This window comes from Pelagibius litoralis, from assembly GCF_011683915.1.
Lineage (GTDB): Bacteria > Pseudomonadota > Alphaproteobacteria > Kiloniellales > Kiloniellaceae > Pelagibius > Pelagibius litoralis.
In genome coordinates this window covers 21113-36473 of sequence record NZ_JAAQPH010000010.1, presented here as the reverse complement: position 1 = coordinate 36473, position 15361 = coordinate 21113, and the positions used below count along the sequence as shown (strand labels likewise).

Sequence of the window (15361 nt, the reverse complement as noted above, 5' to 3'; positions counted from 1 at the left end):
GCCTCAGTCCTTTCGCCAGTTCCGCAGCTTGCCTTGCAGGCTGGCGAGGTAGATCGCGCACATCAGGATAACGCCGAAGACGATCTGTCGGATGGACGGTTCGACGCCATAGAGGTTCATCAGGTTCTCGATGATCGCGATCACCAGTACGGCAGCAAAGATACCGCCGACGGTACCGGCGCCGCCCGTCAGTGCGGCGCCGCCGAGGATGGTGCCGGCAAAGACCATCAGAATGTCGCCCTCGCCCATATCGGCCACGACCGAGGTCAACCGTCCGACCTCGAGCAGCCCGCCGATCGATGCGAGCATGCCGGCGATCGCGAAGCAGGTGACTTTTGTGCGCGAGACGTTGACGCCGGCAATGAACGCCGCTTCCTCATTGTTCCCGAGGGCGAAGATGTCCTTTCCCAGCCGGTGGTAGTTGATCGCGATGAAGGCCAGTATGTAGAGGACGATCCAGACAATGACCGCAACCGGCAGGACGCCCCAAAGGCGTGCCTTGCCGAGGAAGGTGATCTCGTCCGGCAGGTAGTAGACCCCTTCCGGGATCAGGTAGATGACGATGCCGCGCATGATGAGCAGTGTGCCCAGCGTGACCAGAAAAGCGCTCACCCCCAGCTTCACCGAAAACATGCCGTTCACCCAGCCGACAAGGGCGCCTAAAAGAGGGACCAGCAGGATGGCGAAGCCGGGCCAGATGTATTCCGCCAAAGTGCTGGTGAAGACCACGACGGCAACGGTCGGGGCCAGGGCGAAGGTGGACTCCAGCGAGAGATCGAGTCCTCCCGTCAGGATGACGAAGAACAGTCCCAATACCATGCAACCCAGCGGGGCGGCGGCCCACATGACGTTGACGAGGTTCCGGGTGCTCATGAAGCCGGGCATCGCCAGTCCGATCAGGATGAGGGCTGCCAGCAACGCCCAGATAAGATGCTTCTCGATAATGGTCGCAAAGATCAGCTTCGGATCGAAGCGCAGGCCACCCAAGGCGCCTTGCCTGGCCTTGGTGGTTGTTGCGTTCTGGTCTGTCACTGTCTCACCCCCTGAACCTGGCGATAGATCTCGCCCACGTCGAACTCGGCTTCTCCACGCTCGATGACACGCTCGACCTTACCCTTGAAGAACACCATTACCCGGTCGCAGACTTCCACGAGTTCCTCTTCGCTCTCGGAGATCATGATGACAGCGCTTTTGTCCGCGAGCTCCTCGCGAATGACTTTCAGCAGCGATGGCTTGGCCGAAATGTCCACCCCACGTGTCGGTTCGTTGAGAAGGAAGAGCTGCGGCGCGGTCAAGGCAAGACGGTTGATCATCACCTTCTGTTTGTTGCCGCCCGACAGATTGTCGATGACCGCGTGAATCGAAGGCGTCTTGACGCGCAGATCAGCTGAGCGCTTTTCAACGACGGCGCGCGCCCGCGACCGGGCGATCAGGCCCAGGCGGTTCGAAAACTGCCGATAGCATGAAATCAGCGTATTCTCCTCCACCGAGCGGGTGTGGATGACCGCCTGTGCCTCCCGGTGTTTCGGCAGGAAGGCGATGCCGGATGACAGTGCCTTGAGCGGATCCTGAAGCTCGACCGCCGTGCCGTTGAGTTCGATTGTGCCGCTGCTCGGATGCCGGAGGCCAAAGAGCATCTCGATCGCTGCGTCTTTTCCGGACCCTTCCAGCCCGGCGAATCCCACAATCTCGCCCGCATGGATCTCCAGATCGAAGTCCTTCAGGTGCGGCGCGGCCGAAAGCCCTTCAGCGCGCAGGATGGGGGCTTTGGTGCGCGCGCGTGGCTTGGGAACGTCGATACGAACCTTGGGCGCGTCGCCCACGATCCAGCCCGCCAGTTCTTCCTTGCTGCTTCCGGGCGTGTCGATGGTGGCCACCCGCGCGCCATCGCGCATGACGGTGACCCGGTCGGTGAATTCCAGCACCTCGGAGATGTGGTGAGAGATGAGCGTGAACGAGAGATCGGGTTGCTGCCGGGTGGTTGTCTGCAGCAAGTTCAAAAGCATGTCCTTGCGTTCCTGCGTCAATGACGCGGTGATCTCATCAAGCAGAATGACTTTCGCCCGGTCGATATACACGGCCTTGCCGAAAGCCAGCATCTGCTGGGACTCGATCGGCAGCTCCCCGATCGGCTGATTCGGGCGTGCCTTGACTGTCAGCCTTTCACAGATCCCCTCTATCGCCCGGGCCATCTGCCGGGGGCGGATGAGGTTTGCCGGTCCGGTGATGTTGCGCCCCATGAACATATTGTCCACGACACTGAGTTGGCGCGCGAACGTCGGTTCTTGCGGGATCAGGGATATTCCAAGCCTGTGAGCGATAATCGGTGATGAATGATCAGGTGAGAGGAAGCCGTCTTTGACAACGACGCGCCCTGCCGATGGCGCCAGGATACCGGCGACCATGTTGACGAGAACCGATTTACCCGCGCCATTGCGGCCTATAATGCCGTGGATCTCACCTTGCTTTACTTCCAGATTGACATTGTCCACGGCCAGCACGCCTGGAAAGCGGCGTGTGAGATCCTGCAGGACATATGAGTTGTCTTGGCTGATCACGACAAGATTTCCCCCGGTTGTCAGTACCTCTGCGCGTTCACCGTCTGCTGCCGGCGGGCGCCCCGGCCGGGGCAGCCCCAGGCTGCCCGCGACCGTGGAACCGGGAGGACGTCCCTATTCGGTAAACGCAGGCAGCTTGCCGTTGTCGCGCTCATAAACCTTTGTCGACCAGACGCGCGGGTCATCGTGGCTGACATCCCCCGGAATGGAATACGCTGTTGTTCTATACCACGCGCCGTCGAATACCCCTGACGGTTCGATGGCGACAGGCGCCCAGAGTTCGTCACTGTCGGCCATGATTGTCGCCGCTTCGCCCGGTGTTTCCAGCATCTTGCCGGATTTCATCATTTGGTAAAGCAGGCGCATGGACATCACGCCTTCCCCGATGGCCGGCTGCACCGACACGTGGTCGATATCACCGCGGGCAACGGCCTGAAGCTCGGGTACGGTGCCATCGACCGTCGCAATGGGGATGTGCCGGGGATCATCCAGCGGGTGCAGCAGGCCCTGGGCCTCAAATGCCGGAACGGCGCCGCCGATGCCCATGGTACCGTCGATGCTGGCTACGGCCAGGATGTTCTCGCCGCCATAGCGCGAAATAAGGTCGTCGACCGCCTTGCGCGCATCGCCGCCGTCACATCCGGCTTCGCGCTCTTCGATTTTCACGTTCGGGTACTCCGCCGCGATGGGGTCGAAGACGGAGCGATACCCTTCGTGCCGGCCGATGTCGAAAGAAGCCGTGATGATGCAGCGCAGCTCGACGATCACACCACCCTTAGTCGGCCAGTCTTTACCGCGAAGCTCATCCAGGCGGCGCACGATGGCTTCCCCGCCAAGGCGCCCGGCTTCGGAATTGTCGAAGGCGACAAAGGTCTGCGGCGCGTCCGGAACCCATGCGTTGCTGGTGACCACCGGGATGCCCTCCTCGCGCAAATCAGCAACGATACCGCGCATCGCTTCGCCACGCCAAGGCACCAGCAGGACACCATCCACGCCGCGTGCGATCTGCGCGTCCAAACCGTTCCGCTGGGCGCTCACATCGTTGGCGCCGGTAACGCGGAACTCGATTTTGACCCCGTCTTCTTTCTCGATGCGCTGGCGCTCGAGGTCCTGTCCGAACTGCACGCCGTTGAAGTAGATGTCGGCCGGATCCCAACGGATGACAGCGACCTCATAGGTTTTTTCTTGCGCCATTGCGGCGCCGGCGGTGGTTGCCAGTGTCGCTGCAAGGATTCCTAGTTTCAGTTTGAAGTTCATGCGGTTTCCTCCCTTTTCATCCCCTGTGGGGTGGTCTTTTTGTTCGATCGCGGCGGGCTCGTCATGCGCTCAACGCAGGCCGATTCCTAACATTTTGATTTCCCAATGTCACTGTATTTGAGTTATTTTGTTACTTTAAATTGTTATATTGAGATAAACTGCCCGTAATCCAGCTCATTCGAAGCCAAGATGGTTGGCCGCAGTCCAGGCCGCCCTACGCCACGGTTTTGGCCCAGGCTGGGTAAGATGACCCGACCAAGAATCCTGGTTAGACGGAGGAAAAGTCATGAAGATCGCGGTTGGCGGAGACAGTGCGGGGCAGTCCCTGGTTAAGGTGCTTGTGCCGCACCTCTCCCAGCACCCTCGTGTTGTACGCCTTGTGGATATGAGCACGCCCGAAGACGGTTCGGAGGAGTATTATGCCGATCTCGCCGACCGCATCGGTAGTGCGGTTATGCGCGGCCAATTCGACCGTGCGGTCTTGGTCTGTGGCACCGGTATCGGCGTCTGCATCTCAGCGAACAAGGTAGCCGGCATCCGGGCCGCACTCACCCATGACACCTATTCTGCCGAGCGCGCGGCACTTAGCAACAATGCGCAGATCATTACCATGGGGGCCCGCGTCATCGGACCGGAAGTGGCGAAGGTCATCGTTGATAGGTGGCTTGAGAACACCTTTGATGAGAACAGTCGATCTGCCGCCAACGTCCATGCAATCAACGACCTCGACAGTCGATATAGGGCAAGCAGGGCTGGCTCGTAAGTGAGGTGGAGAGCCCGCGTCTTGGAGTTTCCAGAATAGTTCCGGGGCTTTCTTCCAACTGGCGATGCGCCAAGGCGGGAAATCTGGAGCAGACGGTGAAACGCCGGGCGGTCAGTAGTAAGGCCGGTCCAAATATCAAATGGCGCGTCCAACGTGACTGCGGGTCGGGACGACCCGTCGCAGCTTGACCGCGCGAATGACCAGAACCTGCAGGGGCGAAAGCTCCATGTGGAAAGAGGCAGAGATCCTTTGAGCGGTCGTCTGGCTGCTTGAACCTGTTTCCACAAGGCGGTCACTGATCCCATAGCGCAGACGACAAGCCGGTGGCGCTGGGCCGTTGCCGAAGGGTTAGCGGCAATCCGCCGGTCTTTGCTGTTCCCGCCGCCGGATCAAGAGTCTTGAAGTGACACCCAAAATCGTCGTACTGGTCGAAATTGTTTGGAACATGCTCTAGCAAGACGTCTCCGGTCTTGAGGCTTTCATGTGGATTAGCTGACCAAATCGAATCTTCACGAGAGACCTCAATGCCGGGACGCAAGCGAACAGCCAGGCTTCCACTGATTATCCGCCTCTGAGATTGGTCATCATAGTTCGCTCGAGATCCCAGCCTATGTGATCAGACGCTGCCTGCTACGACGGTCTTTCAGGGTTGGCATCTGATCGGCTCAACCGCCTTAAGGCGGTGCGACCGCCGCAGTAATGTCATCGGATGGCAGCACAGGGAATACGGTTCGCCTGACGATAGGACTGTCGCACAATCTACCCAGGAATTCGGAAGCCGTCTGGGATATGATGATTGAGCATGGTCTTTAAATTACACGGAGAGGATGCTGATGGAAATATCCTTTCCTGAAGCATTCACATTCCTGATTGTTCTTGTCGCGATCGTACTGTTCGCGATCGAGCGCGTTCCGATCGAGCTTTCTGCGCTCGCGGTTCTTGGCGTGCTCTTGCTCTTCTTTGAGATCTTTCCCTTGCTCGATGCAGGCGGGCAGAACCTCCTGGGCGCTCCAGTTCTGCTTCAAGGTTTTGCCAATCCCGCATTGATTACTGTGCTGGCGCTGCTCGTCCTTGGTCAGGGCGTCATTCGAACAGATGCACTTGGGTGGTCGACGGGTTACGTGCTGGCTTTGGCACGCATGAACGTCACGCTGTCATTTGCTCTGGCATTTGGTTGTGTCCTGGTCCTCAGCCCTTTTCTCAATAACACGCCGGTCGTCGTGCTCTTCATACCGATCCTGCAGGTGCTCGCTCATCGCCTGCGGCACCCGGCAAGCCGGGTTATGATGCCATTGAGCTTTGTTGCGGTCCTTGCCGGGATGACGACATTGATCGGCTCCAGCACCAACCTGCTCGTTTCCGGTGCCTTGACTCAGCTCGGCGAAGCGCCGCTCGAGTTTTTCGACATGACTGTGCCCGGGTTGGTGCTCGTTGCAGTAGGGCTCGTCTACCTCGCCGTGCTTGGGCCACGCCTGCTCCCCGACAGACCGTCGTTGCCCGAGCGAATGATGACCGGCCGCATTCCTCGTTTTGTGGCGAAACTGACCGTTGCCTCCGATACCGGCCTGATTGACCAAGCGGCGGCTTCCAACGTCCTCAACATACCGAACACGAGACTGATTCTGGTCCAACGCGGTGAGCGGGCCTTACTGCCACCCTTCCGCGATGTTCGATTGCGCTCCAGTGACCTGCTGGTTGTCTTGGCGACGCGCACGGCTTTGGTGGATCTTGCGGCGCGTTATCCCGGTTTGCTGCACAATGCGCTTGCGGCTGAGAAGCTGGGCTCGACCGACGAGGAACAGGTGCCGTTTACGGCAGGGGATCAGGTCTTGGCTGAAGTGATGATACCGCCGGGTTCCCGACTGGTTGGAGAGTCCCTGGAACGCATAGGGTTCTATCGCAGCTATCAGTGTCTCGTCCTGGGGCTTGAACGACGCTCTCACATGATTCGTGATCAACTGACGAAGATTCGCCTTCTCGCTGGAGATGTTTTGGTTGTCCAGGGGACCCGTGAGCAGCTCCGAACCCTGCGCCGGACAGGTAACTTCCTGCCGCTCGACGAAACTGTGGTCGAACTGCCCGCACCTCAGTTGGCAAAACGCGCTGCGGCAATCTTCGTGGGGGTCGTTCTCGTGGCCGCGACAGGCCTGTTGCCGGTGGTGATAGCCGCGCTGCTTGGTTGTGTCGCCATGATCGCCACGGGCGTTTTGACTTTCGGGCAAGCAGTGCGCGCACTCGATCGCCGTATCGTGCTTCTTGTTCCCACCTCGCTGGCGCTGGGCGCTGCACTTGAGAAGTCCGGCGGCGCGACTCTCCTTGCCCAGGAACTGCTGATCGGTTTTCAAGCTTTCGGCCCGGCGGTCGTGCTCTCTCTGCTGTTCCTGATCGTGGCGCTGATGACCAACATCCTCACAAACAATGCGACCGCCATAATCTTCACGCCGATCGCCGTCAGTATCGCTTACCGTCTCGATGAGTCGCCGACTGCCTTTGCCTTGGCTGTACTCCTCGCCGCCAATTGCTCCTTCGCCACGCCGATCGCCTATCAAACGAACCTACTCATCATGGGTCCCGGCCATTATCGCTTCTCGGATTTCATACGCCTCGGGTTGCCTCTTGTATTTCTGATGTGGATCGCTTTCTCGCTCTTCGCACCATGGTACTTTGAGTTGATTTGAGCGCGGTCTGGGTTCGGTACACAAGCCTCCTGGCGTGCTCTTTCCGTTCGCGCAGTACCCGGGCGTCGGCGGCCAACTTTCCGGCCCACGGCACAGCGGTATTGCCGGCGATCAGATCGCGCCAGAACTTCTTCTCCAACGCCTTGGGCAGGTCGGCCGGGTCGCGCACGGTCATCAGGAAGGCGCCTGGACCGCCGATCACGTTGCGCTCGAAGTAGGCGGGCAGATCGCGCCGGGGTCCGAAAACCACCCCGTTGACCGTTGCGCCCTGGCGGATAGCCTTATCGCGCTGCGGACCGGGGCCGACCCCGGCATTGTCGACACCGTTGCTGAGGATGTTGATCACCGCCCGGCGCCCCTGAAAGGGGGCAGAGGCTGCCAGCCGCAAAGCTGTACCGATGGCCTGAGCGATGTCGGTCATGCCGCCGCTTGACGAAGCTGTATCGCTCTGGGTGGCTTCCGGGCCCTGGTGATTGCTTTCGTAGCGGGAGCGGTCGATGCGCGGCGCGCTGCGCAGCCTTGCGGCGGCCTCTGCGGCGTCCTGTTGGTTGGCGATTATCGTCCAAGGTACAATGACACTCGATTGACCGTTGCTCGACCAGGTGAACACCATGAAGCCGATACGTCGCGTCAACCCTTCGCCGATCAACGAAAGGAAGCCTGGGTCGGTCACGCCGCGGGCAAGGCCGCTATACTGCAACCATTCATCGTGGCGTGTAATCGAGTCAGAGATGTCGACGGCGGTAATCACGTTGAAGTCCGTCATCGGTAGAGCCACCTTATCCGCAGCCGCGCGATCAACTGCGATGGTGAAGTTCAGAAACAGGATCGCCGTCAGTATTCTGAAATGCATGGTTTCCGCTCCTCACATGGTTTTCGGCCCTGGCACGCTGCCAGCGCGGCGTTTCACGGGATCGACACAGTCGCGGTCTTCAAGGCAGGACGGCTGCTAGAGCCGGTCAAGACAACGGTCATCTGTGCCTCCAACGACATCTTCCAGTAGCTTCTGCAGCGTTTCCCGGGGCTCTGAAGTGAAGGAGTAGATCGCGGCGAGCCGCAACAGCGCGGCGCGCGTCCAGGCTGAAATGCGGTTGGCCGGAACAGGGTGCATTGCCGCCGTGATTGCCGTTTCAGCCGCCGACAGTCCCCGGCCTGTTCTGGTTTCAGCCAGCCGCAGGTGCGCGATCAGGTTGCCGGGATCAAGTGCCGGGTCGCTAACCCGCAAGGTATCGAAGTCGAGAAAACCGGCAGCGTTGTCGTTGATGAGTATCTGGCCTTCGTGGAAATCACGATGACAGGGGACAGGCGGTAGATCGGGTAGGCGAAGGAGGTCCTTGCAAACCCGATCAAAGGCCTCGGTGAACAAGCCCGCGCGATCCGGAAAGACCGTGGCCGCCCGATCGCACCAGACCTCCAGCAGGGCAAGTTCGTCGGCCGCGGTGTGGCTCTCAACCGGAAGGTCAGCGACCTGCTGCAAGCGGCGCAATGCCTCTGCGATGAGTGTAGGCTCATTGCTCTCGAAGTCAGGTGGAACACCAGGTAGCGCCGAAATCACCGAGGCCCCGCAGTCGGGGTCATAGCCAAGCGGCTTGGGCAACGCTACGGCCCCTCGAAGCCGCTCGAACAAAGCGACATGCCGGTCGTGAGCTCGCCTGCCCGCGTTGCTGGAGACCGGCCGAAGTTTCACGAAAACCTGCCTCGGATCGGCGCCGAAGAGATCGAACTGAAGCACTGCTCGCTTACCCAGGCGATGCCCGCGCAGGGTGACGTCCATCGCAGTGACCGCGGGGGAGAGCAATGCGAAGTCCCGCTCGGTCTGACGGCTGTGAAGCATTCGCAGTCCTGGAAGCCGCGCGTCGAGCCCCGGTGCGCGCAGCACCAGGCCGGATGCGGCATCACCCAGTAACGCGCCCATAGCTTCCTTGCGCAATTGACCGCAGCGGGACTTCTGAAGACGGCTGATCTCAGCCTGCGCGAAAGATACGGCCTCTGTCCCGACCCACTGGGCAAACACCGTCTGCTCCATTCCATCCGGCAGCCGCGCCTGGCAGTGGAGCGAAAGCGGCTTGGAAGTCGAAAAATACATCCGCTCTATTCGATAATCCTCCGCACCGCAGAACCGGGCGAATGCTTTCTGTCCGTAATCCGGCTGCAACAGGGCCGCCACGGTCTCAGGGTCCGGTTGTCCGATGTCACGGGAGACGTCCATCGCCGGATTCATCATCTGATCTCCTCCAGCTTCCAGTCTTCGGCAAAGCGGCCGTCCTGGACACGCAAGACCCTGTCGGCGAGGCTTAGTGACAGATCGTCGTGGGCGATCAGTAGTGTTGTGCGGGATTTTGCCGCCGCCCGCAGCGCGTCCAGAACGGGTTCGGCCGTTGATTTATCGAGGCCGGTCAGCGGCTCGTCCAGAATCAGTATCGGCGCATCGCGCAGAATGGCCCGTGCGATCGCGACCCGCTGGCGCTGGCCACCGGACAGTGTCTCTCCGCGTTCCCCGACGATCGTGTTGTATCCGTCCGGCAGGGCCGTAATGAAGTCGTGGGCGTTTGCCTGGCGCGCCGCCTCCTCAATCTCATCGTCACGGGCGTCGAGACGACCATAGGCAATGTTATCCCGGACCGTCGTCCCGAAAAGAACGCCTTCCTGCAGGACGACTGCTACCTGGTCGCGCAGGCTGTCGAGCGTGAAGCTCGCTATGTCCTGCCGGTCAATCGTGATCCGCCCGGCGAGCGGATCGTAGAACCGCATCAGCAACCGCGCCGCCGTGGACTTTCCCACGCCGCTTTCACCGATCAATGCGACCGTCTCGCCGGGCTCAATGGTCAGAGAGGCGTCATCCAGCACCTTCGGGCCGCCGGCGTAGGCGAAATCGACGTTCTCAAAGACAATCCGCCCGCTGAAGTGGGCGGCGCAGATGGCATCCGGGCTTTCCTTCACGTCCGGTTCAAGGTCCAGGATTTCCAGCAGCCGCTCGCCGCTGGCAGAGGCCTTCGCCACCCGCCCGGTCATCGACGCCATCTTGCGGACCGGCTTGTAAAGCGTTGTCAGATAAGCAGTAAAGACCAGCAGATCCCCTGGGCTGATCGCCGCGTCCTGCACCCGAAGCACCCCATACCAGATAACGATACAGGTGCCGAGCGCCAGCGTGACCTGTACCAGCCGGTCCATGTGCGCCTCCAGGCGCGTAGCGTGAACCCCCGCCCTGACCGAGGAATTGCTCTGCTTTGCGAAGCGTTCTTCTTCGTAGGCTTCGCGGGCGAAGCCTTTTACGACGTTGATGGCCGAGAGCCCTTCTGCCATCACAACGGCGATCTTGCCTTCGTTGCGGCGCTGCTTTCTGGCCGCTCCCTTGATCTTGCGACTGAAGTGCACGGTGATGTAAGCCAGCCCCGGCAGAATGACCAGGGCGGCCAGCGTAAGCCGCCAGTCCATCAGCGCCATGACGATCAGGATGCCCAGGAATACAAGAATCCGCGCGCTGAAGAACGCGACCGCATCGATCAGCAGGTTGCGCATCAAGTTCACGTCGCCCGTCAGCCGAGACAGAATCTCCCCTGTACTGGCGGTGTCGTGGAACGAATGCGAGAGGCGTTGAATGTGTCGGTAGAGGTCCAGTCGAATCTCGGCAACCACCTTTTGACCGACGCTTGCGATCAAAAAGGATTGCGCAAAGGTCAAGGCGCCGCCGATCACTGCGATCAGCAGGATGGCGATCGATGCAGCGGCGAGCAGCGTACCGCCGTCGCCGAAGGTGGCGACCGACCAGGTAATGATGGCATCTGGATTGCCTTGAGGGATCAGCAGACCGTCAAAGATGATCTTGAGCGGCCAGGGCTTCAGGATCTCCGAAACCGCAACGCCGACGATCGCCAGCGCCCCGATCGTCAACGGACTGCGATGGGGGCGCAGGTGCGGACCCAGGCGGCTGGCCAGGCGGCGAAGCACTTTTGGCTGAATCTTGCGGCTGCGGTTTCCCATCAGGCGACCTTCCGAGCGCCCCGGGCTGTGTCCAGAACGGCACGCGCGTTCCGCTTCCAGTCATGTTTCCTGCCCTCTTCCGCAGCAGCGGCGGCGAGGCGTCGGGCGATGTCCGGTTCACAGCGCAGAATCATGACCGCTTCGGCCAGTGCATCCGCGTCGCCGGGCGGCACCAGCACACCGTTCCGGCCATCGGCGATTACCTCCGCCGTTTGCCCGATGCGGCTTGCAATGATCGGTCGGCCCACGGCCATGTATTCAAAGAGCTTCAGGGGAGAGAAATAGTGGTTGTCGCTTTGCGGATAGGGTGCGGTCGCGACATCCATGCGCGCGATCAGACCCGGAAGCGCCGCATGCGGCTGCCAGCCCGTCATCGTGACCGAGTCCATCAGATCCGCTCCTTGAGCAAATCCCTCGATCCAACCATGCTTCGGCCCGTCGCCGACGATCAGCAGGTGCGCCTCGGGCATGCGTGACTTCAGGTTCCGGAAGGCCGTCATCAGAACATCGACGCCATGCCAGCGCTTCAAGGATCCGGAGAAGCCAAGGACGAAGGCATCCTTGGGAATGTCAGGTACGTCGGCCGGCACGACGCCGGGATGAAAACGCGTGCCGTCGACCGCGTTGCCGGTTACATGAACGCGCTGAGGTGCGGCGCCCCGCCCGTGGACGTAGTCCGCCAAGGGCCTGGAGACGACCATCAATGCATCGGCCTTGGCGAAGACCTCTGCTTCGATTCCCCGTGCAATTTCATCCAGCGCGAGTTTGCGGTACGCCGCCTGCTCTTCGACCAGCGGGGCGTTGACCTCGATTATGCAAGTGATGCCCAGGCGGCGCGCGGCGCGCACGCCCGCGGATGACCAAAGCGAATAGCGTTCGTATATCAAGTCGAAAGGCCAGAATTTGTGGAGTGCGATCAGGCGCGTCTCGATCTGATGGGCGGTTTCGACATAAAGCCGCTCCTTCTCGTCCCGGCCGGTCAGCGTGCTGACGCGATCCGGTCCCTCTACGGCTTCGACCAGTTCGGCAAGACCCCCTGTCGGGGCGGAACCCTTGCGCGCTGTCAGAATGCGCAGCTCGCAGTCGAGCGATGTAAGCGCCCGCGCCATCTCTTGGATATGGACCGACGCCCCTTTATTGCCGAAGACCGGGATACCATTGTCGGCGTTGACATAGACAAGTCTCATGATCCGACCTCTGCTATTCTTGCCGTGCCACCCTGCGCGTTCTCGAATAGGACGCGGAGTGACGCTACATTCCTCTCCAGATCGAACAGGCGCTCGGCGCGGCCGCGCCCAGCCGCGCCCATCTGCGCCGCGCGGAGCGGATTGACGAGCAGGCTTTCCAGCGCCGCCGCAAGCGCAGCCGGGTTTCCCGGTGGGCAGAGGTGACCGGTCTCACTCTCGACCACGATCTCCGGTCCGCCGGAGACGGTCGTTGTGACCACCGGCAGGCCAAGCGCCATGGCTTCCAGCAAAACCGTTGGCAGTCCGTCGCGATCGCCGCTTTCGCTCACGATGCAGGGCAGGGTCACAACCGCGCCGGTCTGCATTTCGGCGATCAGCCGCTCCTGGGGAAGTGAGCCACCAAGCCGAACAACATCGGTGAGCCCGAGCCGGTCTATCTGGGCTTCCAGCTGCGTACGCAGCGGGCCATCACCCAGGATCAGACAGTCGAAAAGCTGACCGCGATCCCGCAGAATACGGCAGGCCTCGATCAGGATCGGGAAACCCTTCTTCTCTATGAAGCGGCCGACCGAGATGATCCGGCCAGGTTGCCGCATGGTTTCGTTCGCCACAAACCGCGTCAGGTCGATCCCATTGTAGAGCCGGTGAATTCGTTGGGCGGCATTGGGGCAAAGGCTTCGCAGATGCTCTGCGTTGTAGTCCGACACCGTCACCAGGAACCGCGCCTCCGCCATCTTCGCGCGGCGCATGCGGGCATCATCCAGCGGTGAGGTATAGGTGTGATAGATATCGCGCGCATGTGCGGTGTAGGAAAAGCTGCCCCCAGTCAGCCGGCTCAGCAACAAGGCAGCCGTCGCCGCATCGGAGCCGAAGTGCGCGTGAAAGTGTCTGATGCCGCGCCGATGGGCGAGAAAGGCGAGGACGCTCGCTTTGAGATGGAGTACCGCCACGTCCTCGGGCGACTTGCCGGAGAAGAGCGGCGGATGCGTGACGAGATCGTCAAAGACATCAGCGAAGCTGGCTCTCTCCGCTTCCAGACCTGTTTTCAGTGTAAGGCGGGCGGCGGAAGCTTTGGACGGAAGATAAGTGACCGGCGCCTTCAGTTCGCTCAACAGGGCGTGCCGGTCCTCGGCGGGTGGACGGAGCAGAGAGAATATCTCCACCTCGACTCCGGCCCGCTCAAGCGCAAGAATTTCATTCAGGATGAAGGTTTCGCTGAGCCGGGGGAAGCGTTTCAGGACGTAGCCGATGCGCAGGGGTGCGGTCTCAACCATGGGCGCTTCTCGCGTCTTTAGGTGTGTCAGGCCGAATGGTCGCCAGGCGCTCGGCGATCAAGTTCGCTGCCATGACGGCGCCATTAAGGGGCACTTCGATCATGGGTGTCCGTGACCCGTCGTATCGGCGAAAGCGCTTGGCCAGGACCTCTGGATCCAGCGCCTCCTGGGATACCGTTTCAACAAGACCGAACCTCTCCAGACACTCGGCTCTCAGGCGCTGCTCGCTCGATGGGCCGATCCGGGGGATGACGATGGTTGGACAGCAAGCGGCAATGGCTTCGGTCACGGAGTTGTAACCGCCCATGGTGACCAGTAGGTCGGCAGCATCCAGCAACGCGGGCATGTCGGACGTGCTGTCCAGAAACTCCGCATCCAGCTGCTTTGCCCTTGCTGACAAAGGCGCACGCAACTCCTCATCCATCAGCGGCCCGGCGATCAAGGTCATCTCGGGCCGTCTTTCAGGGTGTATGCAGGCAAGAGCCTCAAGCGATGCGCTCAAGACCGGATAGGCATCGCGCCCGCCACCGCCGGAGACGAGAATGCGGCGCGGTATCGCGTTCTTGCGGTCCCGGTTCGAACCCCGATGGGCGGTGGTGACGTAGCCGCAGTAGGTGACGTTGTCAGGTTGTAGCATTTCCAGCCCGTAGTGGTCCGAAGAGGGGAAGACTCTCTGGTCGCCATAAACGAAAACGCCGTCATAGAGGTCGCGAACAACCTGTGCAGTGCCTTGCTTGTCCCAGAGCGCACGCGTGCGTTTCGGATCGTCGAGGATGTCGCGGAGACCCAGGATCACCGACGCGCCACCGCGAAGACGGATCGCCTTGAGTGTCGGAACCAGTTCTTCCCAGACACCCGCTGGTTCGTGGTCGACCAGTAGAATGTCGGGTCGGAACGCTTCGGCTGCGCGCTCCAGTATTCCCATGCGTATGGACCGTGTCGTGTCCGGAGAAACCCGCAGGCTGCTCGGTCGCCATTGGTTGCGCCCGAGTTTGGTAAGTGAAGGGAGCTTTACGAAGTCGATGCCGGGTTTCAGCTCGAACACCATACCGGCGGGACAGCCCACCATCATCAGGACCGAGGCGTTGGGAAACCGTTCAATCAACGCGGATGCGATGGAGGCGTTGCGGCGCATATGACCGAGGCCGATGGTGTCGTGGGAGTACATCATCACCGACGGGCCGCGAATTCCCGGACCCAGGCCCGGATTGCCTTCAGCCAGAAGAATCAGGATGAGTTCCCGCAGTCGTCTCATGGCGAAAGGTTTGGACAAGAATGCAGTCGCATCGAGCCGCTCCGCCCGCAGGCGGTTCGACAGGCTGTCCTGTCCCGTCATAACAACCACCGGAACATCCGGATGATCCTGCCGCCAATCGGCGAGCAGATCGATGCCGTCGCCGTCGCCCAGGTTGACATCTGCGATAACAAGGTCGGGCGGGCTGCTTGCGATCTCGGAGCGCGCCGCCGAGCACGATCCGGCGACGGCCACCTCGACGCCCGCACGCCTTAAGGCCGTGGCGATGTTGCGGGCCAGGATCTCTTCGTCCTCGACAATCAGGACCTGGGTCATTCAAAGCCTCCGGTGCCAATGCTGCCGGCAAGCCTATGGACAATGTGCTGAAGCGATAAGTCCCCGAAGGAACCTGTTTTGGGGCATTTCACC

At 60.9% G+C, this 15361-nt stretch carries 11 protein-coding genes; 2 read left to right on the top strand and 9 right to left on the bottom strand.

The annotated features are described in order from the left end of the window. Nucleotides 1-3: 3 nt before the first annotated feature. From HBA54_RS13875 to HBA54_RS13865, 3 genes are all read right to left on the bottom strand, one after another. Nucleotides 4-1032, bottom strand: coding sequence for an ABC transporter permease (locus tag HBA54_RS13875; RefSeq protein ID WP_167225546.1), 1029 nt, complete (start codon nt 1030-1032; stop codon nt 4-6). Beyond that, a complete protein-coding gene (locus tag HBA54_RS13870) occupies nt 1029-2558 on the bottom strand; it encodes a sugar ABC transporter ATP-binding protein (RefSeq protein ID WP_167225544.1) in 1530 nt (509 codons plus the stop codon). Before HBA54_RS13870 ends, HBA54_RS13875 begins: the two co-directional genes overlap by 4 nt. Before the next feature lie 114 nt (nt 2559-2672). Continuing rightward, nucleotides 2673-3815, bottom strand: coding sequence for a sugar ABC transporter substrate-binding protein (locus HBA54_RS13865; protein ID WP_167225542.1), 1143 nt, complete (start codon nt 3813-3815; stop codon nt 2673-2675). A 286-nt stretch (nt 3816-4101) separates the two neighbouring features. On the opposite strand from HBA54_RS13865, the gene derI reads away from it, so the two are divergent. Further along, on the top strand, nt 4102-4578 hold the full coding sequence (gene derI / locus HBA54_RS13860) for a D-erythrulose-4-phosphate isomerase (protein ID WP_167225541.1): 477 nt from the start codon (nt 4102-4104) through the stop codon (nt 4576-4578). A gap of 833 nt (nt 4579-5411) precedes the next feature. After that, a complete protein-coding gene (locus HBA54_RS13855; RefSeq protein WP_240932681.1) occupies nt 5412-7256 on the top strand; it encodes an SLC13 family permease in 1845 nt (614 codons plus the stop codon). Here HBA54_RS13855 and HBA54_RS13850 read toward each other — a convergent pair. The 6 genes from HBA54_RS13850 to HBA54_RS13825 form a co-directional block, all read right to left on the bottom strand. Beyond that, entirely contained in the window at nt 7174-8109 is a 936-nt protein-coding gene (locus tag HBA54_RS13850) for a DUF1194 domain-containing protein (protein ID WP_167225537.1), read from the bottom strand. The two genes, HBA54_RS13855 and HBA54_RS13850, sit on opposite strands and share 83 nt — an antisense overlap. Nucleotides 8110-8205: 96 nt before the next feature. After that, nucleotides 8206-9480 (bottom strand): aminoglycoside phosphotransferase family protein, encoded by a 1275-nt coding sequence (locus HBA54_RS13845; protein WP_167225535.1) that lies wholly within the window; start codon nt 9478-9480, stop codon nt 8206-8208. After that, entirely contained in the window at nt 9477-11237 is a 1761-nt protein-coding gene (locus HBA54_RS13840) for an ABC transporter ATP-binding protein (protein ID WP_167225533.1), read from the bottom strand. Before HBA54_RS13840 ends, HBA54_RS13845 begins: the two co-directional genes overlap by 4 nt. Beyond that, on the bottom strand, nt 11237-12424 hold the full coding sequence (locus tag HBA54_RS13835) for a glycosyltransferase family 4 protein (protein ID WP_167225531.1): 1188 nt from the start codon (nt 12422-12424) through the stop codon (nt 11237-11239). Before HBA54_RS13835 ends, HBA54_RS13840 begins: the two co-directional genes overlap by 1 nt. After that, on the bottom strand, nt 12421-13698 hold the full coding sequence (locus tag HBA54_RS13830; protein ID WP_167225529.1) for a glycosyltransferase: 1278 nt from the start codon (nt 13696-13698) through the stop codon (nt 12421-12423). Before HBA54_RS13830 ends, HBA54_RS13835 begins: the two co-directional genes overlap by 4 nt. Continuing rightward, the gene (locus HBA54_RS13825; protein ID WP_167225527.1) at nt 13691-15268 is read right to left on the bottom strand and encodes a response regulator; all 1578 of its coding nucleotides are present in this window, start codon (nt 15266-15268) and stop codon (nt 13691-13693) included. The genes HBA54_RS13830 and HBA54_RS13825 overlap by 8 nt, the downstream gene beginning before the upstream one ends. Between the last annotated feature and the right edge of the window lie 93 nt (nt 15269-15361).